The organism is Thermotoga sp. 38H-to, assembly GCF_011057665.1.
Lineage (GTDB): Bacteria > Thermotogota > Thermotogae > Thermotogales > Thermotogaceae > Thermotoga.
This window is the reverse complement of the sequence record NZ_LNFZ01000001.1, coordinates 159,174-184,529: the sequence shown is the minus strand read 5'-3', so window position 1 is coordinate 184,529 and position 25,356 is coordinate 159,174. Positions and strand designations below refer to the sequence as shown.

Here is a 25,356-nt window from a genome sequence, read left to right as displayed (position 1 = left end):
TCACTCCAGTTCTTCCAGAATCTTCTTTAGAAGGGGAATCACTTCGTCCTTTCTGTCCTCGGGAAAGTCTTCTGCGAAGACACCGAATCTTCCGTTTTCAAGGAGGATCTGGGCGGGGAGAAACTTTTCCCTCCCCGCTTTCAGGTCTTTGTAGAAGGACCATCTTCTTCCGATTCGCTCGGATATCCAGATCTTGCAGTCGTATTTCTCTGCAATCTCCTCGAGGATCTTTTTAAAATCTGACATCCCTCTCACCGCGCTTTATTCTTTCAAGGCCCTCTTTCACTCTCTCTCTTATCTTTGGATTCATCTTCTGGAGTTCTTTTTCTATGACCTCTTCTCCTATTCTTCTTGTTTCTTCTGTTGCGTAGTCACAGAGGTACTCCTGGAGCGTGAAGAGGGCGTTCGGTGTGCAGAAGTTCTTCACAAAACCGGGAATTGCAAACTCCATGAAGTGTTCTCCCGTTCTTCCTGCCCTGTAACATGCGGTGCAGAAGGATGGGACAAAACCTTCTTTCAGAAGACTTCTCATCACCTGATCGAGTGGCCTTGGATCTTCGAGGGTGAACTGTCTCTTTCTGTCTTCGTCGTCTTCTCTGTGTGAGTACGCTCCGATCCCTATTCTGGAGCCGGCATCTATCTGCGAGACACCGAGCTTTATCACTTCGTCCCTGAGTTTTGCAGGTTCTCTTGCCGTGAGGATCATTCCTGTGTACGGAACGGAAAGCCTTATTATGGCAACGAGTTTTTTGAAATCCTCATCACTCACAGCGTGCTCTGGTTTCTGTGAGTAGGGGGTGTTTATAGCAGGTTTTATCCTCGGGAAAGAAATGGTGTGTGGTCCCACTCCGAACCTCTCCTCGAGGTGGATCGTGTGGTAGAGAAGTCCCATCACCTCGAATTTCCAGTCGTAAAGGCCAAAGAGGGCGCCTATTCCAACGTCGTCGATTCCTGCCATCATCGCTCTGTCAAGGCCGTAAAGTCTCCAATTGTAGTTCGATTTAGGTCCTCTCGGATGAAGCTTCAGATAGGTTTCTCTGTGATACGTTTCCTGAAAGATCTGGAAGGTCCCGATTCCCACAGACTTTATGATCTTGTAGCCTTCAATCGTTTGAGGAGCAGCGTTGACATTCACACGTCTGATCTCGCCGTTTCCGTATTTTGTGTTGTAAACGATGTCGATCGTTCTTGCAATGAACTCCGGTGAGTACTTGGGGTGCTCCCCGTAGACAACGATGAGCCTTTTGTGTCCCTGGGAGACGAGTGCCCTGACTTCTTCTTTCAGTTGTTCTTCCGTGAGCGTTTTTCTTTCCACCACCCTGTTGGAAACTCTGAAACCACAGTAAACACAGTCGTTGATACAATCGTTTCCTATGTAGAGCGGTGCGAAGAGAACGATTCTGTTTCCGTAGATTCTCTCCTTCAGAGTGCGAGCAGCTTCGAAGATTTCCTCCAGAAGGTCTGGATCTTCCACGTTCAAAAGGGTGGCCGTCTCTTCCGGATCGAGCCTGTTCTTGTTCAGCGATTTCTGTATGATCTCTCTCACCCTTTTAGGATCTGGATTTTTCGTCTTTTCCAGAAGTTCAAATATCTTTTCCTCCGGAATGAAAGATCTGCTTTCTACACGCTCTTTCACGAACACGTACATACGCATCACCTCTTCAAAGGAACTGTTTTCACGCGAACACCGGAAATCTGACCGAGCTTTCCGGAGAGGGCACCTATCGTGTCGTTGTTGGTTTTCAAAACGAGAAATATGATCGCCATGTTCTCTTCTTTAACGGGATAGCCGACTCTGAGCAGAATTTCTTCAGAGAAGTCGTGGAGGAGTTCGTTCACCTGTCGGTATGCCCTTTCCCGGTCTTCCACCACGATGGTGAGGATGTAGAATCTCTTTTCCAAAACAAAAACCCCCTCTCCATGTACCGGGAGAGGGGTATATTTCTATCCTTCCCCTCCCCCGGTGTCAGGATTTTTCCCTCCACCTCAGGAGCTTTGTGATTTTTATCACTTTCTGTTTATATTATACCACCTTTCAGAAGTCACCACAACATCCCTAGCATCCACATTGGGATCACGTTTTCTACAGGAAGATCTACATCGTCCCTTATCACGAAATCACTCGATTTCTTTTTCTTGCCCTTTCCACCTTCTATCTTCATTTCCTCGAAAACGTAGTCTCTCTTCTTCGTTTTTAGCAGCGTATATTTTCCCGACCTCTTTCAATGCGAAGACAACAAAAGCCTCCCTGAAGTTTCCGATTTCTCCCTCGAAAGCGTAGTGCATGGCGGGATCAGATAAGAAAATCTTTGCCCCTTTTGAAAAGGGTTTTTCTACTCTTTCTTTTCGCATGATGTTAACAAGCTCTATTTCTTCCATTGTCTGTAGTAACTGGTAAAACTTTTGTTTTCCAACACCCCATTCTCTGCACATGGATTCAACGTTTATCGTTGGTATCTTCGAATGTAAGAGGTGGCCGACAATTGCCTTCATAACTCCAAGGTGATTTTCTGTCACTGTACCGAGAAAGTGTGGTACATCGTAGTAGACAGTCTTTTGCAGAACGTTCATTAATTTCTCTCTAAAATTACCTTCCACATAGAACGGTCTTGTTCCAGTCCCTCGATATTTTCTGAAGAAGAGACTCAGCAGGTTCGCTTCTTTTAAAGCCTCAGCAGCGTAATCGATAGAGGCCTCAAAGGGAGAACTCAACTTCCTCAGAGTTTTTTTTAGTTTCAAAGTGGATGAATTCTCTAAAGGACATCAACGGCATTCTGATTAAAACAAATCTTCTCGAAAGATCTGATAGTCTCTTTCTCAGGAGAACCGAACTGCTGTCGCTCGTCCATATAACCCTGTCTGGAAAGCTGTCGTAAAGAACCTTAAGGATAGTACTCCAGTTTTTCAGAAAGTGAACCTCGTCGATGATGATGCCCGGATAATTTTTCATTATCTCATGAAGAAGATCGTGCAGTGGAACGTCCAAAAGGAGAATTTCATCTCCTGAAACGTAAAGAAAACCGTGTTTTCTTGCCATCGACAGAAGGAAAGTGGTTTTACCCACACCCCGTGGTCTGTAGAGAAGAATCGCCTTGTTCGTGAATTTCTTTTCCAGATCCTGAAAAAAGAGACGCATCTTTTTTGGAAGAAAACTGATCATTCTGTTCTTTCAGAACGAAGAGCCAGCTTAACATTTCTTAACAAACCGTGTGAAATCACACAAAGAAAATCTGGAAACTAAAAAGTGGTAGAATCCTGATGTGGAGGTGTGTTCTATGAAAAGGTTCGTAGTGCTTCTTCTTTCGTTAGCTTCGGTTTTTCTTGTAGCAGAAACGCTCGTCATCAAGGGTTCCAACACGGTCTTTCCCATCACCCAGCTCTGGATTGAAGAGTTCAAAAAGCTTCACCCGGATCTTCAGGTGACTCTTGAAGGTGCGGGATCTTCCACGGGAATCGCAGCGCTCTTCAACGGAACGACCGACATCGCCAACTCCAGCAGATGGCTCAAACCTGAAGAGATCGAACGAATGAACAAAGAAGGAAAATACTTCATTCCTTTCCTCATCGGTTTCGACGGAATAGCGATCATCGTGAACAAAAACCTCGGCATTGATGACATCTCCATCGAAACGTTGAAGAAGATCTACACAGGAGAGATCCAGTACTGGTCACAGGTTAATCCGAATCTTCCCAAAGCGAGAATTGTTGTTTACTCGAGAAACACCGCATCTGGAACCTACGAAACGTTTGAAAACAAAGTCCTCAGTGGAGCGAGAATGGTTCCTTACGTGAGAATGGTTGAAAGCACCCAGCTCGAGATAGAGAGCGTTTCCAAAAATCCATACGCCATCGCCTACGTCGGTGTGGGATACGTTACTGACGACGTGAAGGTTCTGAAGGTAAATGGCATTTACCCGACGAAGGAAAACATCCTGACGGGAAAGTACCCGATAGCAAGACCTCTTTTTATGTTCGTTGATGCGACAAACGGCTTTCCTGAAATGGGAAGCCTTGTCTTTGAGTACATCATGTTCGCATTCTCGAAGAAAGGACAGGAATTGGTAGAAAAAGCCGGTTACATTGCTGCTTACGGTCAGTGAGGAGGGATTCATTCTGAACAGAGAGGTAGCGAATTTCTTCAGAAAATCTGTAATATTCATCTTCTCTGTTGTCGGTATTTTCGCACTTTTTCTTCTCGTGTTCTTTCTCGTAAAGGAGGCGTGGCCCGCCCTCGTGAAAGTCGGGGGCGAGCTTTTCACGAGTGTTTACTGGTACCCAACAGCGGATCCACCGGAGTACGGTATGCTTGCTATGATAGCCGGAACTTTGCTCCTCACGGCTTTTTCTTCTGCCGTGTTGCTTCCCCTCGGTTACCTGATAGCCTTTTTCCTCCACACTTACGCTAAAGACTTCGAGAAAAACTTCATAAGAACCACAGTGGAATTCCTCGCCGGGACACCTTCTGTGATCATAGGACTCTTCGTTCTTCTGTACATCGCTCCCATTCTGCTCAATTTCGATGTATGGTCCACCGAAAACTTTCTGCTCGCATCCATCGGTCTCATTCTCACAGCCCTTCCTTACACCGTTTCTCTTTCCCTTGAAGCACTCGACTCTGTCGATGTGGCCCTCGAAGAGAGTGCCCTGGCACTCGGAGCGACTCGATTCACCACGGTTTTCAAGGTCACCACCAGAGCAGCGCTTCCCGGTATACTGAACGCCTTCGTTCTAACCGTGAACAGGGTTGTCGGTGAAACGATGATCGTACTCATGGCTGGTGGAGGAGCTGCCATAATACCGCGTTCTTTCTTCGATCCGGTGAAACCTCTGACAGCTGCGATTGCGAGCGAGATAGGTGAGGTGGCCGTTGGAAGCATGCACTATCATGTGCTCTTCGCGGCTGGAGTTATACTTCTTGTGATCTCCCTTGTTCTCGCAGGACTCTCCAGGTACATATCGGGGAGGCAGACAAAATGAAAAAAGACTTGATCGCTTCGTACGTTTTCAGAGCTGTGAGTTACGTTGCCTTCACAGTTGTTGTGGTCATGTTCGTACTGGTTCTCGCGGGAGGAGTGAAGTACTTTTCACCTTCTTTCTTCCTGGATTACCCGAAGAACGGTATGACGGAGGGAGGAATTTTTCCCGCCGTCTTCGGCAGTCTTTGCCTCATGGTGCTCACGTTTCTCGTATCGATTCCTCTTGGGATCTTCACTGGGGCGTTTCTCTCTGAGTACGGAAACAATGTGATCACGAAGTGGATAGATATCTCTCTGACCGCTCTGAGCGGTATTCCTTCGGTCGTCTATGGACTCTTCGGACTCGCCTTTTTCTGCGTGGCCCTTCAGTTCGGAACTTCCATGCTCGCTGCTGCGTTGACTCTTTCTCTCATGACACTTCCCGTTATCGCTTCTTCCACGAGGGAAACCCTGAAGGCCATACCTGTTGAGATAAGAGAAGCAGCGCTGGCACTCGGCGCGACGAAAGAAGAGGTGATCTTCAAAGTTCTTCTTCCCGCTGCGAGGAAAGGGATCATAACGGCGGTTCTCGTCGGTGGTGGAAGAGCCCTAGGAGAGACTGCTCCTGTTCTGCTCACGGGAGCCGTGTTCTATTCAACACAGCTTCCGAAGAGTCTTTTCTCTCCTGTTATGACCTTGCCAACGCACATATACTACATCACGGCGGCCTACGGTGAATCGGCCCAGTGGATGGCAAAGGGAACGGCCGCTTTTCTGATGATAGTAGTCGCCTTGATATACGGAACAGCTTTCTTTTTGAGGAGGAGAAAGAATGGAGCCCATCATTGAGATCGAAAACTTCAGCGCTTACTACGGTGAGAAGATAGCCGTAAAGAACGTGACGATGAAGATCTTCAAAAACCAGATAACCGCCATAATAGGTCCCTCCGGATGCGGTAAAACAACTCTCCTGAGGAGTATCAACAGAATGAACGATCATCTACCTGGGTTCAGGGTCGAAGGGAAGATATACTTTAAGGGACAAGATATCTACGATCCCCAGCTCGACGTGACGGAGTACAGAAAGAGAGTCGGTATGGTTTTCCAGAAACCGACACCTTTTCCCATGTCGATCTACGACAACGTCGCGTTCGGCCCCAGGCTACATGGAGTGAAGAGCAAGCACATTCTCGACCGGATAGTCGAAGAATCATTGAAGAAGGCAGCCCTATGGGATGAGGTGAAGTCAGAACTGAACAAGTCTGGTACGAGACTCTCGGGCGGTCAGCAGCAGAGGCTCTGTATAGCGAGGGCCCTCGCCGTTGAACCCGAGGTGATTCTTCTCGATGAGCCAACATCAGCACTCGATCCCATAGCGACTCAGAGGATAGAAAAACTTCTGGAAGAACTCTCCGAGAATTACACCATCGTGATCGTCACACACAACATCGGTCAGGCGATAAGAATAGCGGATTACATAGCGTTCATGTACAGAGGAGAGCTCATCGAATACGGACCGACAAGAGAGATCGTGGAAAGGCCGAAGAACAGACTCACCGAGGAGTACCTGACAGGAAAAATCGGATGATGGAGGCGGAAAGTATGGTCGATCACGTTCATTTCGAAAGGGAACTCACACTTCTCAAGTCCGATGTCTCGAAGATGCTCTTTCTGGTCTCTGAATCTTTGAACGACGCGATAGAGAGCCTCGAGACGATGAACGAGATACTCGCCAGGAAGGTCCTCGAGTCGGACGATATGATAGACGAACTTAACAGGGAGATAGAAGAAAAGGCATACCAGATCATAGCGAGGTACAATCCCATCCTGAAACAGCTCAGGTACATCATCACCATCTTGAAATTTTCAAACGATCTGGAGAGGATAGGAGATCTCTCCTGCAACATGGCTGAGAAGTGTCTCTTTCTCTCCAAGGAGAAGGTCAAATTCGAGATGCTTAAGGAACTCAAGGATATGTTCGGAAGCACCCTGAAGGTGGTTCAGGATGCTTTCAAAGCCTTCGTTGAAGAGGATGTGGATCTGGCCTTCAGGCTCTGGAAATTCGACGACGTGATAGACGAGATGGAAAAGAAGATCAGAAAAATCGTGGTGGAAAGGATAAAGGAAGGAAACATCTCGGCCGAGCTGGCGCTGGTTTACATACTCATCGCAAGAGATCTTGAAAGAATGGGAGACCACGCCAACAACCTCTGTGAGGAAGTCATATACATAGAAACGGGGAAAAACATGAAGGAATTCCTGAGGGGTGTTGAGAGTGGGAGTGAAGGTGCTGATAGCTGAAGACGACGAAGATATAAGGAGCGTGTTGAAGAGATACCTGGAAACCGAAGGATACGAGTGCGACGAAGCGAAATCCCTTTTCGATCTCAAGAAAAAGCTCTCTGAGGAAACGTACAACGTGCTCCTCCTCGATCTCATGTTTCCCGACGGTATGGCGATGGACGAAATTCCTGAGATGAAAGTTTCTCACCCAGAAATGGCTATCATCATCATCTCGGCAAGGGACAGGGACATGGACCGTATCTTTGGAATAGAGCTCGGTGCGGACGACTACATGACAAAACCGTTCAATCCAAGGGAAGTTCTCGCACGTGTGAGAGCAGTTCTGAGAAGGATGGGTAAAGAACAAAAGGCACTGAGATTTGGAAAACTCGAGATCTTTCCAGAGGATTACATAGTCAGATACGATGGGAAAAACGTTGAAATGACAGCTAAAGAGTTCGAGCTTTTAAAACTCCTCGCCGCAACTCCGAACAAGGTCTTTTCAAGAGAGGAGATCCTGAACAGGGTGTGGGGAGACGATTACGTCTCTGACAGGGTGGTGGACGTCCACATCAGCGCCATTCGGTCGAAGATAGGAAAGGGATGGATAAAAACGGTGAGGGGATTGGGGTACAAGTTTTCAACACGAGGTGATGAGGGTGATAGAACTTGAAGATCTCGATCATATCAGAGAGGCAGTTGTGATACTGAAAGGGCTGGAAGTGGAAGGTGCGAACAAACCTGCTGAGAGACTCGGCTTCAAAAGAGGAAAGAATCTGATGTCGATCTTCACGTGCAGAGAGATGGACAGATTCATCAAAGAGGTTCAAGAAAAAAAGAATTTCTCCCTCGAAACGAACGCCTATTTTTTTGAACCCCACTCGAAAAGATTCGTTTCTTTCCACTTTCTACCGAAGAAGAATCTTCTCTTCGTGAGCGATCTCACCGAGGAGAGAACCCTCAGCGAGGCTAAACTCGATTTTGTAACGGCCATCTCACACGAGCTGTTCACACCTCTTTCCGCGTCGAAGGCGAACGTTTTTCTTCTGAAGGATTTAGAAGACGATCCAGAAAAACTCGAAATACTCAAGAAAGTTGAGCGCTCCTTGGACAGGATGGAAACGATCATCAGACAGCTCAAGGTGATCACCATGATACAGCTGGGTCTTTACGAACTCAAGATGGAGTACATTCCTGTCGAAGAAATCGTTCACAGAGTATTGGAAGAGCTTCGAGAAAAGATCGACTCAAAGAAGATCGAGGTGAACGTTTCCGTGGATGTTGAAACAATCGAAGCGGACAGGTTCGTGTTCTACACAATTTTGAGGAATCTTGTTTCAAACGCCGTGAAGTACTCTTATCCCGAGTCTATGGTGGAGATTTCTATCACTGGTGAAAGACTTAGTGTGAAAGATCAGGGAATCGGTATCAAAGAAGAGGAAAAGAGCAGGATATTCGAACGCTTCTACAGAGGTTCAGAAGCACTCAAAATGGCACCTGGTTCTGGCCTGGGACTTTCCATAGTGAAGCACCTGTGCGATACGATGGGTTACAGACTGGAAGTGAACTCCCAGTGGCTCGTTGGATCGGAATTCATAGTTCACTTCAGATGAACTTCTCTTCTTCCCCTGTTTTTTCCTCCGGGTACCATCCGACCTCTCTCGTACACCAGGCTGGAAGCGGGAATTTCACCGTGAGAGGAAGGTTCAAGAACGGCTGATCTATGATCACTTCTCCCTGTCTCAAGAGTGCTGCTTTTCTCTTGTAGTGCTCTGTGAGGTGCGAGTACTCGGGCTTTATGAGTTCGGCTCCTTTCTGTCTGCCCACAACCACCGTGGCAGCCTGCGTGATCACCCTGTAGTCCACTTCGGAAGCGGTCTGTTCGGCTCCAATAAGGATTACTCTGAAAGATCTTCCTCTTTCCGCCACATCTCTGAAGATATTCGCGAGGGCTCCTCCGCCGTGTCTTGGTGCGTACTTGTTCAGTTCGTCCAGAAAGATGAAAACGGGCTGAGTGAAACCACTGTTCCTTTCTTTTTCTCTCATTACCTCGGAAAGAATTGCACCTACAACAAACGACTGTGCACGTTCTCTCAGCTTTGAAATGTCGATGACTGTGACCCTTCCCGGCACGTTCCAGTCGATTCGATAATTGGTTTGCCGCGGTTCCACTTTCAGAGGTGGTTTCACCCAGAGCCTGTCGAAATCCATCTTTTGAGCGGCTTTCAATCTCCTGATCAGCATCCCGATTGTCTGCTTCTGAACGTGTTCCCCCAGAAGATACTCTCTTGTCCTTCCGCCTTCTCCAAGATCTTTTATCAAACTATCGAGATCGAGCGGAAGATCCACGACCTCACCTTTTTTCATCACTACTTCGCGCAGTGCCTCTGACGGCAGTTTTTTTCTGTCAACGATGTATCCCTTTTTCAGAAATTCCTGGTACATCTCTTCCATTTTCTGGGAAAGGTGCTCCTGAAGGGACCAGACCGCGAGCTGAAAGTTTTGGTTTCTCGTCATTTCGTCTGGATCGAACATGAGTTCCAGAAGGTTCATTTCGACGATGTCGAACACGTCCCAGCCGTAAATGTTCACACCGCCCAACCTCTTGTTGACATCCGGTATGTAAGCTCCCTTCTCCCTGCTGGGAGCGTAGAATGCGACATTTTCAAAAGGTTTCGGTTCAATGCCGAGAACCCTGTACATTTCATCCCATTTCTCTCTTTCTGAATACCACTCCTTCGAAAAACGATCGAGAAACAGCAAACTTTCTCCCTTCACGTTGAAGATGATGTATCTCGCCTCTCTCAACTCTCTCATCAGCTCTCCATCGTTTTTACTGGACGTTTCTATCATCGACTTGACGAGGAACGTGGTGTAAGACGTTTTCGCCGCAACACCTGACTGTCCGGAGACGTTTATGTGGGCTCCGTTGTCTCCCAGAATGTATCTCAAATCGAGATAAGCCGGCCTTCCGTTCTTCAGCAAGCCAACTGGCAGAGCAACGTTCTTTCTCTTCAACTCATCGAATCCAAGAGCGATGTCTATCTCCTCATCTCCGATGAGAAAGACGGGGGAGCCTATGTTTGGAGGAATCTCCGGAGCGTCTTCGAGAAGTTCGTCTCCTTCTTTCAGAAACGATCTTGTCACCTTCACCTTCGCGATGTATATCGGATAGGCAGGTTTCAACTTCTCGAGCGCAACTTCTTCTTCGTAGCCGTTTCTCAGATCTCCATCCCATTTGTTCTGTATATCAACGATCATTCCGTACGTGACGACGGTGCCATACCCCGTGAGGTACTCAACCTTCACAACATCTTCTATCTGGGCGAATACCTTGTACGCTTCTCCTGCCTTTTCGGTGGTCATTCGAACGAAAAATTCGTACGGACTGGACTGGAATATGCCGGTGACAACTCCTATCTTTCTTCCTTTCATTTCGCTCTATCCCTCCTCGATGAGCTGTTTTCTGTACATTCTACTGTACATACCACCTTTGATCATCAATTCCTCGTGAGTGCCCTCTTCTATCACTCTTCCCTCGTGCAGGACGTATATCCTGTCGGCGTTTTTCAGCACCTTCAGTCGATGCGTGATAACGACGATTGTTTTTCCTTTCATTCCTTTCCTGATCGAATCTATGATCCTTTCCTCAGTTTCAGGGTCAACAGCTGAAAGACAGTCATCGAATATGTAAACCTCGAAATCTCTTATGAGAGCGCGAGTTATGGTGATTCTCTGTTTCTGACCGCCCGAAAGTGTCACACCTTTTTCACCAACAATCGTGTCAAATTTCTCTGGAAAGCTCATGATATCGTCGTAAACGGCCGCGAGCTTTGTCACTTCTTCGAGCCTCTTCTTATCGACGTTTTCCAGACCGACTGTTATGTTGTTTCTCACCGTGTCTGAAAACAGAAACGTTTCCTGTGGAACCAGAGTGACGATGGATCTGATGTTCTCCGAAGAAACATTGTTAATGTCCACACCATTTATGAATATCTTTCCCATTTCCACCGGATAGAGCTTCATGAGGAGCTTTGCTATCGTGGATTTCCCGCTCCCAACGCTGCCGGCGATGCCTATCATTTCTCCCCTGTTTATTTTTATGGTGATGTTCTTCAGAACTTCCCGTTCTGTTCCGGGGTATCTGTAAGTCAGGTTTCTCACTTCAAAACTTTCAAAGTGATCTATCCTGATTGGTTTCTCGGGTTCTTTAACCTCGGGCTGGGCGGTGAAGATCGTGTCCAGACGTCTCATAGCCGCTCTTCCCCTCTGGAACAGATCCACCATGAAACCGTAAGCCATCATCGGCCAGACGAGCATTCCCAAATAGGAATTGAAGGCTATGAAATCGCCGAGAGAGATCTTCCCGTTTATAACGGCTCTTCCACCGTAAAGAAGGGTGAGGAAAAAAGCGGTCGAAGCGATAAGGTTGATGAGGGGCCTGAAGATGCTGGAGACTTTGATTGCACTGAGTGTGTCTTCAAAGTTTTTAAGTGCCCTGTTTTCAAATATCTTGAACGAAACGTCTTCTACCGAGAAGCTCTTCACAATGCGCACACTCGAAATCGTTTCTTCGGTGAACCCGGAAAGTTCCGAGAAAGATTTCTGAACTTCCGATACCTTTCTGTGTATGAGTCGTCCAAAGCTCATCGAAACAGGGACGAGAAGCAAAAGCGGCGCAAAGCTGATCCAGGAGAGCTTCCATCCCACGTTACCTATCATGAAGAAAAAGACCAGCACGATCATGATGAAAGAATCAAAGAAGAGTATTGCACCCTGGCCGAGCACTCTTCTCAGAAGGCTAAGGTCGTTGGTGAACCTTGCCATGAGTTCACCGCTTTTCATTCGATCGAAGAATCCAGGAGTGAGACTGAGCAGCTTTGAGAACATCTTGTTCGATGCCTCGAGGAAAAACTTCCTTGCAGTACCACCAAGGAAGAACCTCCAGAAGAACCTTCCAGTGAACATCCCACTCGCGGCGGCCATTACCCAAAGCAACATTATTTTGAGTGTATCGAAGTTCATCGTCTCTGTGTTCAGCATGTCAACGATCTTTCCGATGACACGTGGAATGTAAACCTGAAGGAGGTCCACCGCGATGAGCGAAAGAACGCCGAAAAGGTATCTGTGCCAGTTTCTCTTCAGGAAATCAACAAGAATTGAGGAAGTCTTCAATTCTATCCAGCGCCTCCGTAAGTCTTTCTGTAGATATGGCAAAAGAAAGCCTCACAAACCCCGGCTTCAGAAAGGCGGATCCTGGAACGAGTGCAACCTTTTTTTCTTCTAAAAGTCTTTCACAGAATCTCACGTCGTCACCTGGAACTTTGAAGAAGAGATAGAATGCTCCCTCTGGTTCCACGAACTTAACACCCATCTTTTTCAATCTTTCCACTACGAAATCTCTTCTTTCCTTAAAGGTCTGAGCCATGTAAGAGTTGTCCACTTCTAAAGCCCTCAAAGCGGCGTACTGTGCTACCGTGTTGATACAGGAAGTTGTGTGGGACTGGATTTTTGAAACAGCGGTCGCCACTTCTTCGTTCGATATCAGGTACCCCACCCTCCAACCGGTCATGGAGTGGGACTTCGAGAAGCCGTTTATGTAAACTATCCGGTCGAATCCTTCGGAAACGTCGAGTATCGATGTGAATTCGTCCGTGTAAACAAGTGAATCGTAAACTTCATCGCTGATTATGTAAAAATTCCTTTTCATAGCAAGCTTCACAAGTCTTTCAAGGAACTCTCTTCTGTACACCACACCGGTGGGATTGTTCGGCGAGTTGATAAGAACGGCTTTCGTTTTCCCAACGAGAAGTCCTTCTATCTCTTCCAGACTGGGCTGGAAATTTTTACTCATGAATGTCTCAACCACATTCACTGTGCCACCAGCGAGGATGATCTGGGGAATGTAGCTGACCCAGACGGGAGAAAACACGATCACTTCGTCGCCGGGATCGAGAAGAGCCATGAAGGCATTGAACAGAGCCTGTTTTGCCCCGTTCGTCACCACAACCTGATCTGGTGAGATGTTCTTTTTGTATCTCTCACCTATCTTTTTCGCTATACCCTCTCTGAGTTCGTAGATACCACGAGGGTCTGTGTATTTCACTTCTCCTTTCTGGAGAAATCTCACCGCTTCTTCCACGATGGGTTTCGGTGTGGGAAAATCCGGCTCACCGGCCGTTAGATTGATCACGTCTTCTCCTTTCTTTATAAGAGCCTTGGCCCTCGCGTCGAGTTCCATGGTCTTCGATATTGGGATCTCTGATATTCTCCTGGATACCATCTAAAACCCCCCTGGTTGTGGTTTCATATTTAATACTACCACAAAGATCCGATTTAGACAGGTTAAACTTTTCATGTTATTCTTTTAAAAGAAAGGAGGAGTAAGGATGGAAGCGGTGATTTTCGATATGGATGGAGTGCTCATGGACACAGAGCCTCTCTACTTCGAAGCTTACAGAAGAGTCGCAGAAAGCTACGGAAAACCTTACACGGAGGATCTCCACAGGAGGATAATGGGAGTTCCGGAAAGAGAAGGTCTTCCTATTCTCATGGAAGTGCTGAAGATAGAAGATTCTCTGGAGAACTTTAGAAAGAGGGTCCACGAAGAAAAAAAGTGTGTTTTCTCTGAGCTTCTCAAGGAAAACCCAGGTGTGAGAGAGGCGCTTGAGTTCGTAAAGAGCAAAGGAATAAAACTCGCGCTCGCAACCTCCACACCGCAGCGAGAAGCTCTGGAAAGGCTGAAAAGACTCGATCTCGAAAGGTACTTCGACATCATGGTGTTCGGTGATCAGGTGAAGAACGGAAAGCCTGATCCAGAGATATATCTTCTCGTTCTGGAAGGGTTGAATGTAGCTCCAGAGGGGGTCGTGGTCTTCGAAGACTCGAAGAGCGGTGTTGAGGCTGCAAAAAGCGCCGGCATAGAAAGAATTTATGGAGTCGTCCACTCTTTGAACGACGGTGAAGCGCTTCTTGAAGCGGGTGCGGTTGCTCTGGTGAAACCCGAGGAGATCCTGAACGTTCTCAAAGAGGTTCTTTAAATCTGTTTGTGATCGGCATTCTCCAGTCTTTTCCAAAAGCTCTCGTGGAGATCTTCACACCAATAGCGGCCTGCTTCCTCTTGTATTCGTTCTTTCGTATCATTTCCGTCACTTCAAGCACGGTCTTCCTGTCGAAGCCTTTAGACGCTATCTCTTCTGGATCGAGCCCTTCTTCTATGTAGAGTCTCAGTATTTCATCGAGCACCTCGTACGGTGGTAGTTTCTCCTGGTCCGTCTGACCGGGTTTGAGCTCAGCCGTGGGGGGTTTCACGAAAATGTTTTCCGGGATGATCTCTTTTCCTCTCCAGTTGTTGTACCATCTTCCTATCCTATAAACGTCTGTCTTGTAAACATCCTTTATGACAGCGAATCCTCCCGCCATGTCTCCGTAGAGAGTCGCGTATCCCGTCGCCATCTCGCTTTTGTTTCCTGTCGTGAGAACGAGCCATCCGAACTTGTTGGAAAGTGCCATGAGGTAGTTTCCTCTGATCCTTGCCTGAAGGTTCTCTTCGGTTATATCTGGTTCTCGCCCGACGAAGACGTCTTTGAGCGCTTCGAGGTAGGAATGAAACACATCTGTGATGGGAACGATGAAAGTCTCTATGCCCAGATTTTTCGCCAGCGTTTGCGCGTCTTCGATACTTTCTTTTGAGGTGTACATGGACGGCATGAGAACACCTTTCACGTTTTCTTTTCCCAGAGCTTCTGTTGCTACGACCGCGACGAGAGAAGAGTCCATTCCTCCGCTGAGCCCTATTACGACCTTTTCAAAACCGTTTTTCTTCACGTAGTCTCTCAGACCCGTGATCAGAGCCCTGAACATCTCTTCTTCTCTCACAGGAAGAGGATTCACCACCGGTTCAAAATGCCCGGATTTCTCCCGAAGATTCCCCGCTTCCACGGTTTTCACCGGATAATTATGGGTCTTCATGTACCTTCTTCTCGGATCCACAAGGGAGACTCTGAGGTTCTCGTCCAGATCCAGATCCACCGTGATGATATTCTCTTCGAAGAGCTTTCCGTAATTTATGACCTCTCCTGAAGCGTCGACCACCATACTTCCTCCATCGAAGACGAGTTCGTCCTGACCCCCGACCATGTTGCAGTAAGCCACGGCCACGTGGTAGTCGTAAGCCTTCATAGAGAGGTAATCTTTTCTCAGAGCAGGTTTCCCCACGTGGTAGGGAGAAGCCGAAAGATTTGCTATGAGATGAACTCCCTCACCTAAGGAAAGCGAGGCACTTGGTTCCACCGGATTCCAGATGTCTTCGCAGATGGTAATACCCACTTTGATTTCATCCATTTTCACGACGAGGAGTTCTTCTCCGGGTTTGAAGTATCTTCTCTCATCGAAAACCCCGTAGTTCGGCAAAGATATCTTCCTGTACACTCCAAGGATCTCACCGTCTTTCACAACCGCGGCGGCGTTGTACGCATCCTCGTCGCTGTCTATGAAACCCATCAAGACGGTAACACTAAGATTCTTCGTGTGCTGAGCGAACTTCTGAAGGTATTTTCTGTTCTCTCTGAGGAACGAGAGCCTAAGCATGAGGTCTTCGGGAGGATAACCGGGAAGAAAGAGTTCTGGAAAGATTAGAAGATCACTTCCCCGGTCTTCCGCCACTCTGAGGGTTTCTACTGCCTTCTTTAGATTTCCCTCGAAGTCTCCAAGAGTCGGATTAAGCTGAGCCAGCGTCACTCTCAGTCTTTTCATAGGATCCCTCCATTACCCGGTACATAGAGTAAACCAGAACAACTCTCAAGAGATTCGATATTATGGAACCCAGATACGGTATGAACCAGACGATGAATACAACGGCCGCAGAGAGGAACACGTCCGCCGTTTTCTCTCCTTTGAACACCATTCTGTAATTCTTTTTCAGGACGCTGGAAGGAGGTTCGTTCTTCACGGAAAGCAGAGGAGCAAAGAAGAGAAACATGAAGGCCACAAAACCGGGAAGAACGAACAGAGAAAAACCAGCGCTTATCGTCAACCCGTAAAACGCTGAAAACACGAGAAGACTGAGAGGATTTTCTCTTCTTCTTGGAATCAGAAGAGCCCCCATCAGCAGTGCAAGCAGTGTTTCTTCAAAGAGTTTTATGACGAAGAAATCGAGGCTCAGAAAATCGTACTTCCCAGTGAAGATGTAGAGCATTTCCGCCACAAACCCCAGAACGAGAGCCATAACGCTTATCACAGCGAGTTTTGTGTTTTGAACCATCTCCTTGAATCCCTTCACGAAACTCTCGATCACACTTATCCCCCCTCACCTCCGTACTCGATTTTCCAGTCTGAAGAGACCTCCCCAACGACTGTTCCATCTACTCTGGCCAGAACCTCGTCCACTTTTTGTTTTTCCACGATCAGAAACATTCCAACACCCATGTTGAAGGTGTTGACCGCTTCGTTGAAGTCCACATACTTCAATATCCAATCAACGAAGTCCCTCTTTGGTAGAGAAACGTGCGCCCCGAGTTTTCCGAGGACTCTCTTCAGAGCTCTCAACACTCCCCCACCAGTTACATGTGCGATCCCTTTCACCAGGTCGAACACTTCGATGACTTCTCTGTATATGCGTGTTCCTTTCAGAAGTTCAAAGGGAAGTTCCTCGATCTTTATGGATTCCTCTTTTATGATCCTTCTTATGAGGGACCAGCCGTTCGAGTGGAACCCCGATGACGGAATACCAACAATCACATCTCCTTCTTCTATCTTATCAACTGGTATTTGTCTTTCTAAAACACCGACAGCGAAGCCCACAGCGTCCCAGTCTCCACGATAAACATCGGGCATCTCGGCGGTCTCACCGCCCACCAGTTTCATGCCCACACTGTCAAGGACGCTCACGAGCTCTTTTATGAACGATTCGTGCTCTTCGGAGATTCTCTCGACCCCAAGGTAGTCCAGAAAGGCCACAGGCCTCGCTCCCACGCAGACCAGATCGTTGTAGTTCATACCTACAAGGTCTTCGGCCGCGTAGCGCCAGGTCCCGTGCTTTCTGTGAAGGATGAGTTTGGTGCCGATCCCATCGGCTGTTACAACAACCGGGGGAGTTGTGATCGTGAGTACGGAAGCGTATCCCGTGGGCTCTTTCATCACCCATTCGGGAAGCTTTACAGCGCTTTTTATAGTTTTCGCAAAGCTTTCTCCCCTCTCGACATCGACTCCTGCTTCTCTGTAAGTGTATTTCATAGAGCGATATCCCTCCTGTAGATCTTGCCTTCGAAGTGGACCTTTTCCGCGAGTTCGTAGGCCTTTCTTCGAGCTTCTTCCTTCGTTTCTCCCGTTCCTATGCAGTGAAGCACACGTCCTCCACTGGTCACGAGTTTACCATCTCTTTCCGCGACTCCCGCAAAGAATATGAGACCTTCTTCTGGAAGGGTGATCTCCTTGCCCTTTTCGGGAGCGTCAGGATAGCCCCTCGCCGCGAGAACGACGTCTACAGCGAATCCCTGAGGTTTCACCGGCTCCATTTTACCCCCGCGGTATCCTTCAAGAACTGCGTTGATGAATCCTTCGGGATTCAACGTCACTATCACTTCCGTTTCTGGATCGCCCAGTCTCACGTTATACTCGAGTATGTAAGGATCGCCATCGTGAAGCATGAGGCCAAGGTAGAGGAATCCCCGGTATGTGTAACCTTCCTTTTCCACTCCCCACAGGGTCTTATCGAAGAGCTCCTCGATCTTTTTGATCGTATCGGGAGGGATTTCTACAGGTCCCCAGGAGCCCATACCTCCCGTGTTCGGTCCCCTGTCACCGTCCATCAGCCTCTTGTAATCTCTGACGAAGGGAAGGATCACGAAACCCCTTCCATTCACGACCGCCATGGCGGAAAGTTCGTTCCCAGCGAGAAATTCATCTATCACAACAGGGCCTTTCACACCTTTTATGAGTTCTCCGATTATAAGTTTCGATCCCTTTTCGATGGCTTCTTCCTCAGAGTCGAGGATCAGAACACCCTTTCCTCGTGCGAGCCCGTCCGCCTTTATCACGTAAGGAGGGGAAAACTTTTTTATCTTCTCTCTCAACTCCTCTGGGGTTTCTGCCACTTCGAAGCGAGCGGTTCTTATACCGTACCTCTTCATGAACCTTTTGGCGTAGACCTTGGATCCTTCGAGCCTTGCCACCTCTTTCACCGGTCCGAAGACGTTGGATTTCCAGTTTGCAACACCCTCTACCAGGAATTCCTCGGATCCCGGTATCACGATGTCCTCTTCGGGGATGGCTTTCAGGGTCTTTTCTCCTTCGTAGGGATGGTTCGTTCCATCTCTCTTCGTTCCTGCATTTCCTGGATAGAAGTGGACTTCGTACCCCTGCTTCGCGAAAGCCCATCCTATTGCGTGTTCCCTTCCTCCGGAACCAAGTATGTGTAATCTCACCGCTTTCACCCCTCAATGTCTGAAAACCCTGCTCGGAGCTTTGTAGAACGTGATTCCAAGTTCTTTGGCTTTTGCGATCACCTCTTCGTCTCTTATGGATCCAAGAGGAGCGACCACCGCTTTCACACCTGCCTGAGCGAGTATTTCGAGTGAGTCTGGGAACGGGAAAAACGCGTCGGAGGCCGCAACCGCTCCCTTCGCTTTTTCTCCTGCCATCACGGTGGCGATCCACGCAGCTCTCTTTCTCGAAGGCTGTCCGCTTCCTATACCCACAGTCACGCCGTCTTTTGCTATGAGAACCGCGTTGGATTTCACTCCTTCCACAACACGGTAAGCGAATTCCAGATCCTCAAGCTCTCTTTCCGAGAGAGGCTCTCCAACTACCAGTTCAAAACTTCCTTCGGGGTACTTTCTTTCACTCAAGACGAGAGAGCCAAATGCCATCTTTCCAGCCCACGGAGTGTAACCCTCAGGTTTTAAGAGACGCACTTTTTTCTTGGAGAGAATCTCGATTGCTTCCTGTGTGAAAGAAGGTGCCACGATCACCTCGAGGTACTTTTTCAGTGACTTCGCCACTTCTCCGTCCATTTCGAAGTTCACGGCCAGGATTCCTCCAAAACTGGATTCGTCGTCCGCCTCGATGGCTTTTTTCACGATTTCCACTTTGTCTTCTCCTATCGTGGCACCACATGGGGACTGGTGTTTCACTACAACCGCACCCATCTTTGGCAGGTTCTTAGCCACGAACCACGCGTTTTCCGCGTCCAATATATTGTTGAACGAGATTGCCTTTCCCTCGTGCAAGATCTCAAAAGCGGGTTTTCCGTATACGAACGCCTTTTCATGAGGATTCTCTCCGTACCTCAACTGGAGATCTTCTCGCTTGAAGGCAAGGGAAATTCCCTTGACAAACTGGTTGGCCCTTATCGAGTCGTACACGCTGGTGAACGCAAAAGTCATTCCAGCGAGGTACTTTCTCGTCTCCTCATCATCTCTCTCAATTGCGAGTTTGAGGGTTTCCATGTCGAAAGCGGGTTTCACCTTTTTCCAGTTCTTGGCTGCCGCTCGAAGAAGAGCAACTCCTCCTATATCGATGTCTGGAGGTGGATAGAGATCCACAAAGACCACATCCCATCTGGGTTCTGGTCCGAGGATGCTAGCGAATATCTCCGGGTGGAGAGTCTTCACGAGTCCTCCGAGGAGATTCTCGAAACCCGTTATGGTGCTCACGTCGTTTGCTTCTATTCTGTTCGCTTTCAGAAACTTAGCGGTACCGGAGCTCGCCCAGATCTCCCAGCCGTTTTCGTGGAGTTTTTTCAGAATGTCCAGATATTTTTCCTTCTCGTAGAGACTAACCAATATCCTCTTCAAGGATAACCCTCCTTCCTTCGATATTCCATCTTCCTTCCAGTACCTTTTGAATGACGAGCGGATAGTACTGATGTTCTATCTTATGGATCTCTTCTTCCAGTCTTTCAAGAGTCCAGTCTTTCTTTATTTCAATTGCTTTCTGAAAGATGATGGGACCGGTGTCGACTCCCTCGTCGACGAAGTGGATGGTGATTCCTGTGACCTTCACACCGTATTCGTAGGCCTTCTCGATGGCGTGAGTCCCAGGAAAAGCAGGAAGAAGCGAGGGGTGGATGTTGACGATCTTCCACTTCCACCTTTCGACGATCTCTGCCGGAAGAATCCTCATGAAACCGGCGAGAACCACAAGATCGGGATTCAACTCTTCGAGTCTTTTTTTCAAAGACTCCGCCCAGGATTTCTCGAGCTTTTCCCAGGGGACTTTCAGCCTTTTCGCTCGTTCTATCGCGTAGCAGTCTCTGTCCACAAGGAGCATCTCGATTTTCGCACTCAATTCACCGCTTCGCACCGCGTTCACGATCGCTTCGAAATTGCTCCCGTTCCCTGACGCGAGAACGACTATTCGTGAAGGTACTCCCCGTTGAAGCACGCTACACACAGTTCACTCCTCCCGATGGCTCTTTTCAATCCTTCGAGTGAAAGATAAAAGAGAGAGTCAGCGTTGACTATCTTTTTCACCTCTTCCACGGCACGTTCTCCCGCGACAAGTTCTTTCTTTCTGGCAGTGTCTATCCCGTAGAAACAGGGGAAACGCACAGGTGGAGAGTGTATGCCAACGTGTACTTCCTTCGCACTCGCCTCTCTTAATATCTTCACGATGATGCCCATGGTTGTTCCTCTGACGATTGAATCGTCGATGACAACAACCCTCTTTCCACTCACAACATCCTCTATGGGAACGAGCTTCTTCTTGACGATCTTTTCCCTGTCCACCGGCATAATGAAACTTCTTCCCACGTATCTGTTCCTCATAAGGCCGATGTCAAGAGGAATACCCGAGGCAGAAGAAAATCCCATCGCTCCGGAAAGCCCGGAGTCCAGCACTGGAACAACCACGTCCGCTTCTATCGGGTTTTCTCTGTAGAGTTCCTCGCCCATTCTGTAACGGGTTATATGTACGCTCTGATCGAGAAAGTGACTGTCCGGCCTCGCGAAATAGATGAATTCGAAGGAGCAAAACCGCTTTTCTTTTCTGGCGAACTTCACCGTCTCTGCACCGTTGTTCGAGAAGAACACAACCGTTCCGGGAGGAACTTCTTCTATGTCTTCCACACCAATCGCTTTCAGCGCTGCATCTTCCGATGCCGCAACGATTCCCTCACCGTACTTTCCATAGAACAGGGGGCGAATGCCATACGGGTCTCTCGCCGCAGCGAGGAATTCTTCGTGGAGGATGAGAAGAGAGTAAGCAAGAGGAACTTTCTTCAGCGCTTTCACTATGGATTCTTTTAGGTCTCCTTCAGACATCGAAATAAGATGGAGGAAGACCTCCGAGTCAAGCGAGCTCTGAAAAACTGCTCCTTTCTCTTTGAGCATCTCTATCCACTTTTCGCCGTTGGGTATGTTCCCGTTGTGTGCGATTGCGAGCCTTCCCTTTCTCGTGAACGCCACGATTGGCTGAATGTCCTCGAGCGATCCGGCCGTGGAGTACCTCACGTGCCCGATACCCTTTTCAGCGTCTTCCCACCTGTCTTCAGTGAGAACGGTGTCCACGAGCCCTTTTCCTTTTATCGTTTTGAACCCATCTACCACAACACCAACACTTTCCTGTCCTCTATGCTGAAGACCGAGAAGCACATCGTGAAGGACAGAAAAAGCGTCTTTCACGTTCCAGACTCCTGCAATTCCGCACATATAATCACCTCGAGAGCGTACCGATCTCCCTCACAGGAGCATCGACTACGGGGGTTTTTTCAGAGAAAACGAGCACCATCTGATGTGCTAGCTCCACTTCTGGCAATTTCACTTCGATCTTCAAACCGTACTCTCTAAAGGTCTCTACGTGAGTTCTCGTCAGAAGCTGTGACGAAGAGAGGATGAAAGCACCTTCTTCTGAGAGTTTTCTTACGGCTTTCCAGAGTTCTCTTTCTCTTTCGAGGTCGAAGTCATTCCATCCCACTGCGAACACCTTCGAAGGCCTCGGTTTTGCCACCTTCTGTGGATTCACCTTTCCCAACATTCCCACAACCAGAGTGGGTGGAATAGGTTTTCCTTGGTACGTGTTATAGAGAGAAGCGTTTCCCGATGCAACAGGGACCCCAGAGAATTCGCAAGCGTTCTTGAGAGCAGTCATCATAGCCGAAAGTCCTACCGGGTCAACATCGGGATCCCCGTAATTCACACAGTTCGTTATAGCGAGGGGTTCCGCTCCAACACTGAGTGTCTTTCTCACGCTCTCGAGCACGGCTATGAAGGTTCCCCAGTAGGGGTCCTGAAGGGCCAGATCCGCTCTGCTGTGTGTGACGAGGGAGTATCCACCATCTCTCTTTATTCTCATCACGGCTGCGCCGAATCCGGGTGGAACCACAGTGTCCGTTCCAACCATGTGATCGTACTGCTCGAAGACTTCCCTCGCGTTCACTTCTTCAAATTCTATCCTTTCAAACTTCGGGATCTTTCCGGGTGTGTATTCGACAATGTCCTCTTCTGGAGCGTTCGCGAGGAGCTGAACAGGAACTTCCATGACGAGATCGTCTCTGTACATCACCCTGTAAACTGGCTCCTCTATCACCTCGGCAACGACATCGCCGAAAAGAAGGTGCTTTCTGGCTATTTCCAGAATGCGATTCGCCTTCTGAGGCGATGTGACGACCGCCATTCTTTCCTGGCTTTCGCTTATGAGGATTTCCCAGGGCTCCATATCTGGTTCTCTCAAGGGAACACGGTCCAGATGGACGATCGCACCGAGGTTTCCCTTCGCCACGAGTTCTGAAGTCGCTGACAGCACACCGCCCGCTCCCAGATCCTGAGCTCCTTCCACGAGTCCCTCTTCCACCATTTCCAGGAACGCTTCTATGAGCATCTTCTCAGCGAACGGGTCACCAACCTGGATTGAAAGCTTGGTTGCCTTATCCCCCGTGAGATCCTCTGAAGCGAAAGACGCTCCGTGGATTCCGTCTCTTCCCGTTGCTCCTCCGAAGATCACTATGACCTGCCCCGGTCTCGATGCTTTCGAATCGACCAGCATGTCGTTTCTCACAACACCCGCTGCAAGCACGTTCACAAGGGGGTTGTGCGCGTAGAAAGGAGAGATCCTGAGTTCTCCTCCGACTGTTGGAACACCTATGGAGTTACCGTAATCGGCTATTCCTTCTATGATACCGTCTATGATTCGGGACATGTGGAGTGAGTCGAATATGGCTGTTGGCCGGGCTCCCATTGCGAGGACGTCTCTGATGATTCCACCGACACCCGTTGCTGCGCCGTTGTAAGGTTCTATCGCACTCGGGTGATTGTGACTCTCTATCTTGAAAGCGACGGAATAGTAATCATCTAGGTTCACCACACCCGCGTTTCCCTCAAAACCCGTTTTCGGTAACCTTCTTATGTACTTCTTCGTGTGAGAGTATCCACAGTGTTCGCTCCACATGACTGAAAAAGCCTGAAGCTCGACGAAGGTGGGGTCTCTTCCAAGCTTCTCCTTGAGAATGTTCAGATATCTCAACTTCATCACCTCTTCAAGTAGTTGAGGATGGACTGGAACACTTTCTTTCCGTCTTCTCCGCCTATGAGTTCTTCAACCGCCCTTTCTGGGTGGGGCATGAGACCGAAGACATTTCCGCTCTCGTTCAGAATACCCGCTATTCGTTCGTCTGAGCCGTTCACGTCCTTGACGTATCTGAGAACCACGTTCACGTCATCTATCTTCACGTATCTTCCAAAGCCGTGCGCTATTGGTATTCTTATCTTTTCTCCCTTCTCGAAAGCATTTGTGAACGGTGTGTCGTTGTTTTCCACGCTCAGATCCACCCATTTGCAGATGAACTTTCCAGACGAATTCTGAAGAAGGGCTCCTTTCAGGAGTTCCATCTCTATGAGAATCTGAAAGCCGTTGCATATTCCCATTATCAGCTTTCCTCTTTCAGCGGCTTTTGCTATTTCAAAGGCGATCTTTTCTCTTGCGGCAACAGCACCGGGCCTCAGATAGTCTCCGTAGGAAAACCCTCCAGGTAGAATGATCAATTCGTAGTCGTCCAGCTTGTCGTCCAACCCGACGTAACTCGGCTCAAAGCCGTTTATTTCCAGAGCGTAGTACGCGTCTCTGTCACAGTTGGAACCGGGATAGACCACCACACAGGCTCTGGGTTTCACAGCTCCCTCACCTCATATTCCTCAACAACGGGGTTCACCAGAAGTTCTTCACAGGCTTTCTTCACAATTTCGTACGCTTTTTCTTTATTCTCCGCTTCCACTTCGAGGTGGATGGACTTTCCAAGTCTCAACTTTTTCACTGGAAGGCCTTTTTCTTCCCTAAGAACACGTTCGATCGTTTCTCCGCGCGGATCCCTCACGTTGCTCCTGTACTGAACGTCTATTGCGAATTTAAAGATCGGCAAAGTTCCAGCACCTCCCTGTACTTTTTTAAGGTATCACCAAGATCCCTTCTGTACACATCTTTATCGAAGATATCACCCTTCTTTCTCAATCTGAACGTGTCGGGAGAGATTTCGTCACCGAGAACAACGTTTTCGCTTTTGTCAAGGCCGAACTCGTACTTTATGTCCCAGAGTTCGAAGTTCGCTCTTTCAAAAAACTCTTTGAGAGCGAGAGTGGCTTTCACCGCCGTTTCTTTCATCTTTTCTGCCCGTTCTTTTGTTGCGATGCCGAGTATTTCGAGATGATCAACACAAACCATTGGGTCGTGTCTTTCGTCGTCTTTTATGAAAAACTCAACGAGAGGAACTGGAAGGTCTTCCCCTTCAACTCCACCGTACCTTCTCACAAAAGAGCCTGCCTTTTTCAATCTCACGACCACTTCGAGGGGAAACATTTTCAGAGGAATGACTTTCAGCGTTCGAGGGGGGATGTATTCAACGAGGTGGGTTTTGATGTTTTTCTCAGAGAGGTACTTCATGAGGATAGCGGTTGTTTCTGCGCAGATGGATCCTTTACCCGTTAGGACATCGTGCTTTAATCCGTCACCAGCGGTTATATCGTCTTTGAACTCGAGCAGGGCATAATCGCCGGTGACCCTAACAATTTTTGTCTTTCCTTCGTAATTCACACGCTCGCCTCCTCACCCTTTTTGAAAATTCTATACTCCAATCATGAATGAAAATTACATCGGAGGTAAACACTTTGAAAAAAACAGAAAAACGGGAGCC

27 protein-coding genes are annotated in these 25,356 nt (G+C 48.2%); 8 read left to right on the top strand and 19 right to left on the bottom strand.

Annotated elements, in window-relative coordinates; all coding sequences use genetic code 11:
• The 5 genes from AS158_RS00890 to AS158_RS09290 all read right to left on the bottom strand — a co-directional run bounded on the left by AS158_RS00890 (position 1) and on the right by AS158_RS09290 (position 3,160).
• Positions 1-246 (bottom strand): hypothetical protein, encoded by a 246-nt coding sequence (locus AS158_RS00890; protein ID WP_012311185.1) that lies wholly within the window; start codon positions 244-246, stop codon positions 1-3.
• Positions 233-1,648 carry a [FeFe] hydrogenase H-cluster radical SAM maturase HydG gene (gene hydG / locus AS158_RS00885; protein ID WP_165304348.1) on the bottom strand — a complete coding sequence of 472 codons (1,416 nt, stop codon included), beginning with the start codon at positions 1,646-1,648 and terminating at the stop codon, positions 233-235. Before hydG ends, AS158_RS00890 begins: the two co-directional genes overlap by 14 nt.
• A gap of 5 nt (positions 1,649-1,653) precedes the next feature.
• A complete protein-coding gene (locus AS158_RS00880) occupies positions 1,654-1,902 on the bottom strand; it encodes a TM1266 family iron-only hydrogenase system putative regulator (protein WP_165304347.1) in 249 nt (82 codons plus the stop codon).
• A gap of 216 nt (positions 1,903-2,118) precedes the next feature.
• Positions 2,119-2,739 carry a hypothetical protein gene (locus tag AS158_RS09295; protein ID WP_241241224.1) on the bottom strand — a complete coding sequence of 207 codons (621 nt, stop codon included), beginning with the start codon at positions 2,737-2,739 and terminating at the stop codon, positions 2,119-2,121.
• Positions 2,696-3,160 carry an AAA family ATPase gene (locus AS158_RS09290; protein ID WP_241241223.1) on the bottom strand — a complete coding sequence of 155 codons (465 nt, stop codon included), beginning with the start codon at positions 3,158-3,160 and terminating at the stop codon, positions 2,696-2,698. Before AS158_RS09290 ends, AS158_RS09295 begins: the two co-directional genes overlap by 44 nt.
• 115 nt (positions 3,161-3,275) lie before the next feature.
• On the opposite strand from AS158_RS09290, the gene AS158_RS00870 reads away from it, so the two are divergent.
• Genes AS158_RS00870 through AS158_RS00840 form a run of 7 tightly spaced genes read left to right on the top strand, consistent with a single transcriptional unit; the run spans position 3,276 to position 8,851 of the window.
• Positions 3,276-4,100 carry a phosphate ABC transporter substrate-binding protein PstS gene (locus tag AS158_RS00870; protein ID WP_038053167.1) on the top strand — a complete coding sequence of 275 codons (825 nt, stop codon included), beginning with the start codon at positions 3,276-3,278 and terminating at the stop codon, positions 4,098-4,100.
• Positions 4,101-4,152: 52 nt separating this feature from the next.
• On the top strand, positions 4,153-4,977 hold the full coding sequence (locus tag AS158_RS00865; RefSeq protein ID WP_165304528.1) for a PstC family ABC transporter permease: 825 nt from the start codon (positions 4,153-4,155) through the stop codon (positions 4,975-4,977).
• Complete coding sequence (gene pstA / locus AS158_RS00860; protein WP_165304346.1) at positions 4,974-5,804, top strand: phosphate ABC transporter permease PstA; 831 nt, start codon at positions 4,974-4,976, stop codon at positions 5,802-5,804. The genes AS158_RS00865 and pstA overlap by 4 nt, the downstream gene beginning before the upstream one ends.
• Positions 5,788-6,543, top strand: coding sequence for a phosphate ABC transporter ATP-binding protein PstB (pstB, locus tag AS158_RS00855; protein ID WP_038053172.1), 756 nt, complete (start codon positions 5,788-5,790; stop codon positions 6,541-6,543). Before pstA ends, pstB begins: the two co-directional genes overlap by 17 nt.
• A 14-nt stretch (positions 6,544-6,557) precedes the next feature.
• Positions 6,558-7,256, top strand: a complete 699-nt coding sequence (gene phoU / locus AS158_RS00850; RefSeq protein ID WP_038053176.1) for a phosphate signaling complex protein PhoU — start codon at positions 6,558-6,560, stop codon at positions 7,254-7,256.
• Positions 7,231-7,911, top strand: a complete 681-nt coding sequence (locus AS158_RS00845; protein WP_038053193.1) for a response regulator transcription factor — start codon at positions 7,231-7,233, stop codon at positions 7,909-7,911. Before phoU ends, AS158_RS00845 begins: the two co-directional genes overlap by 26 nt.
• Positions 7,892-8,851, top strand: a complete 960-nt coding sequence (locus tag AS158_RS00840) for a HAMP domain-containing sensor histidine kinase (protein WP_165304345.1) — start codon at positions 7,892-7,894, stop codon at positions 8,849-8,851. The genes AS158_RS00845 and AS158_RS00840 overlap by 20 nt, the downstream gene beginning before the upstream one ends.
• Here AS158_RS00840 and AS158_RS00835 read toward each other — a convergent pair.
• From AS158_RS00835 to aspC, 3 genes are read right to left on the bottom strand one after another with little or no spacing between them, the layout of a single operon-like run.
• Complete coding sequence (locus AS158_RS00835) at positions 8,844-10,673, bottom strand: ATP-binding protein (RefSeq protein WP_165304344.1); 1,830 nt, start codon at positions 10,671-10,673, stop codon at positions 8,844-8,846. The genes AS158_RS00840 and AS158_RS00835 overlap by 8 nt on opposite strands.
• A 6-nt stretch (positions 10,674-10,679) precedes the next feature.
• Positions 10,680-12,413 carry an ABC transporter ATP-binding protein gene (locus AS158_RS00830; protein WP_165304343.1) on the bottom strand — a complete coding sequence of 578 codons (1,734 nt, stop codon included), beginning with the start codon at positions 12,411-12,413 and terminating at the stop codon, positions 10,680-10,682.
• A complete protein-coding gene (aspC, locus tag AS158_RS00825) occupies positions 12,388-13,521 on the bottom strand; it encodes an aspartate aminotransferase (RefSeq protein WP_165304342.1) in 1,134 nt (377 codons plus the stop codon). Before aspC ends, AS158_RS00830 begins: the two co-directional genes overlap by 26 nt.
• A 106-nt stretch (positions 13,522-13,627) precedes the next feature.
• Here aspC and AS158_RS00820 point away from each other — a divergent pair, with 106 nt between their 5' ends.
• The gene (locus tag AS158_RS00820) at positions 13,628-14,278 is read left to right on the top strand and encodes an HAD family phosphatase (RefSeq protein ID WP_165304341.1); all 651 of its coding nucleotides are present in this window, start codon (positions 13,628-13,630) and stop codon (positions 14,276-14,278) included.
• On the opposite strand, the gene AS158_RS00815 is transcribed toward AS158_RS00820, so the two are convergent.
• From AS158_RS00815 to AS158_RS00765, 11 genes are read right to left on the bottom strand one after another with little or no spacing between them, the layout of a single operon-like run.
• On the bottom strand, positions 14,262-15,992 hold the full coding sequence (locus tag AS158_RS00815; RefSeq protein ID WP_165304340.1) for an NAD+ synthase: 1,731 nt from the start codon (positions 15,990-15,992) through the stop codon (positions 14,262-14,264). The two genes, AS158_RS00820 and AS158_RS00815, sit on opposite strands and share 17 nt — an antisense overlap.
• On the bottom strand, positions 15,958-16,533 hold the full coding sequence (locus AS158_RS00810; protein ID WP_165304339.1) for a hypothetical protein: 576 nt from the start codon (positions 16,531-16,533) through the stop codon (positions 15,958-15,960). Before AS158_RS00810 ends, AS158_RS00815 begins: the two co-directional genes overlap by 35 nt.
• A 2-nt stretch (positions 16,534-16,535) precedes the next feature.
• Positions 16,536-17,471, bottom strand: coding sequence for a phosphoribosylformylglycinamidine cyclo-ligase (purM, locus tag AS158_RS00805; protein WP_165304338.1), 936 nt, complete (start codon positions 17,469-17,471; stop codon positions 16,536-16,538).
• Positions 17,468-18,661 carry a phosphoribosylamine--glycine ligase gene (gene purD, locus AS158_RS00800; RefSeq protein WP_165304337.1) on the bottom strand — a complete coding sequence of 398 codons (1,194 nt, stop codon included), beginning with the start codon at positions 18,659-18,661 and terminating at the stop codon, positions 17,468-17,470. The genes purM and purD overlap by 4 nt, the downstream gene beginning before the upstream one ends.
• Before the next feature lie 12 nt (positions 18,662-18,673).
• On the bottom strand, positions 18,674-20,032 hold the full coding sequence (locus AS158_RS00795) for a bifunctional phosphoribosylaminoimidazolecarboxamide formyltransferase/inosine monophosphate cyclohydrolase (RefSeq protein WP_165304336.1): 1,359 nt from the start codon (positions 20,030-20,032) through the stop codon (positions 18,674-18,676).
• A complete protein-coding gene (gene purN, locus AS158_RS00790) occupies positions 20,013-20,630 on the bottom strand; it encodes a phosphoribosylglycinamide formyltransferase (protein ID WP_165304335.1) in 618 nt (205 codons plus the stop codon). Before purN ends, AS158_RS00795 begins: the two co-directional genes overlap by 20 nt.
• Complete coding sequence (gene purF, locus AS158_RS00785; protein ID WP_165304334.1) at positions 20,591-21,886, bottom strand: amidophosphoribosyltransferase; 1,296 nt, start codon at positions 21,884-21,886, stop codon at positions 20,591-20,593. Before purF ends, purN begins: the two co-directional genes overlap by 40 nt.
• A 4-nt stretch (positions 21,887-21,890) precedes the next feature.
• Positions 21,891-23,702, bottom strand: a complete 1,812-nt coding sequence (gene purL, locus AS158_RS00780; RefSeq protein ID WP_206516515.1) for a phosphoribosylformylglycinamidine synthase subunit PurL — start codon at positions 23,700-23,702, stop codon at positions 21,891-21,893.
• Positions 23,702-24,343, bottom strand: a complete 642-nt coding sequence (purQ, locus tag AS158_RS00775; RefSeq protein WP_165304332.1) for a phosphoribosylformylglycinamidine synthase subunit PurQ — start codon at positions 24,341-24,343, stop codon at positions 23,702-23,704. Before purQ ends, purL begins: the two co-directional genes overlap by 1 nt.
• A complete protein-coding gene (purS, locus tag AS158_RS00770; RefSeq protein ID WP_038053231.1) occupies positions 24,340-24,588 on the bottom strand; it encodes a phosphoribosylformylglycinamidine synthase subunit PurS in 249 nt (82 codons plus the stop codon). The genes purQ and purS overlap by 4 nt, the downstream gene beginning before the upstream one ends.
• The gene (locus tag AS158_RS00765; RefSeq protein WP_038053233.1) at positions 24,564-25,256 is read right to left on the bottom strand and encodes a phosphoribosylaminoimidazolesuccinocarboxamide synthase; all 693 of its coding nucleotides are present in this window, start codon (positions 25,254-25,256) and stop codon (positions 24,564-24,566) included. Before AS158_RS00765 ends, purS begins: the two co-directional genes overlap by 25 nt.
• Positions 25,257-25,356: the final 100 nt, after the last annotated feature.

Excerpts from the sequence above, each read along its gene's own strand:
- AS158_RS00890 (WP_012311185.1), bottom strand. The coding sequence starts at position 246 with ATGTCAGATTTTAAAAAGATCCTCGAGGAGATTGCAGAGAAATACGAC.
- hydG (WP_165304348.1), bottom strand. The coding sequence starts at position 1,648 with ATGTACGTGTTCGTGAAAGAGCGTGTAGAAAGCAGATCTTTCATTCCG.
- AS158_RS09290 (WP_241241223.1), bottom strand. The coding sequence starts at position 3,160 with ATGATCAGTTTTCTTCCAAAAAAGATGCGTCTCTTTTTTCAGGATCTG.
- AS158_RS00870 (WP_038053167.1), top strand. The coding sequence starts at position 3,276 with ATGAAAAGGTTCGTAGTGCTTCTTCTTTCGTTAGCTTCGGTTTTTCTT.
- pstA (WP_165304346.1), top strand. The coding sequence starts at position 4,974 with ATGAAAAAAGACTTGATCGCTTCGTACGTTTTCAGAGCTGTGAGTTAC.
- pstB (WP_038053172.1), top strand. The coding sequence starts at position 5,788 with ATGGAGCCCATCATTGAGATCGAAAACTTCAGCGCTTACTACGGTGAG.
- phoU (WP_038053176.1), top strand. The coding sequence starts at position 6,558 with ATGGTCGATCACGTTCATTTCGAAAGGGAACTCACACTTCTCAAGTCC.
- AS158_RS00840 (WP_165304345.1), top strand. The coding sequence starts at position 7,892 with ATGAGGGTGATAGAACTTGAAGATCTCGATCATATCAGAGAGGCAGTT.
- AS158_RS00835 (WP_165304344.1), bottom strand. The coding sequence starts at position 10,673 with ATGAAAGGAAGAAAGATAGGAGTTGTCACCGGCATATTCCAGTCCAGT.
- aspC (WP_165304342.1), bottom strand. The coding sequence starts at position 13,521 with ATGGTATCCAGGAGAATATCAGAGATCCCAATATCGAAGACCATGGAA.
- AS158_RS00820 (WP_165304341.1), top strand. The coding sequence starts at position 13,628 with ATGGAAGCGGTGATTTTCGATATGGATGGAGTGCTCATGGACACAGAG.
- AS158_RS00815 (WP_165304340.1), bottom strand. The coding sequence starts at position 15,992 with ATGAAAAGACTGAGAGTGACGCTGGCTCAGCTTAATCCGACTCTTGGA.
- purM (WP_165304338.1), bottom strand. The coding sequence starts at position 17,471 with ATGAAATACACTTACAGAGAAGCAGGAGTCGATGTCGAGAGGGGAGAA.
- purF (WP_165304334.1), bottom strand. The coding sequence starts at position 21,886 with ATGTGCGGAATTGCAGGAGTCTGGAACGTGAAAGACGCTTTTTCTGTC.
- purL (WP_206516515.1), bottom strand. The coding sequence starts at position 23,702 with ATGAAGTTGAGATATCTGAACATTCTCAAGGAGAAGCTTGGAAGAGAC.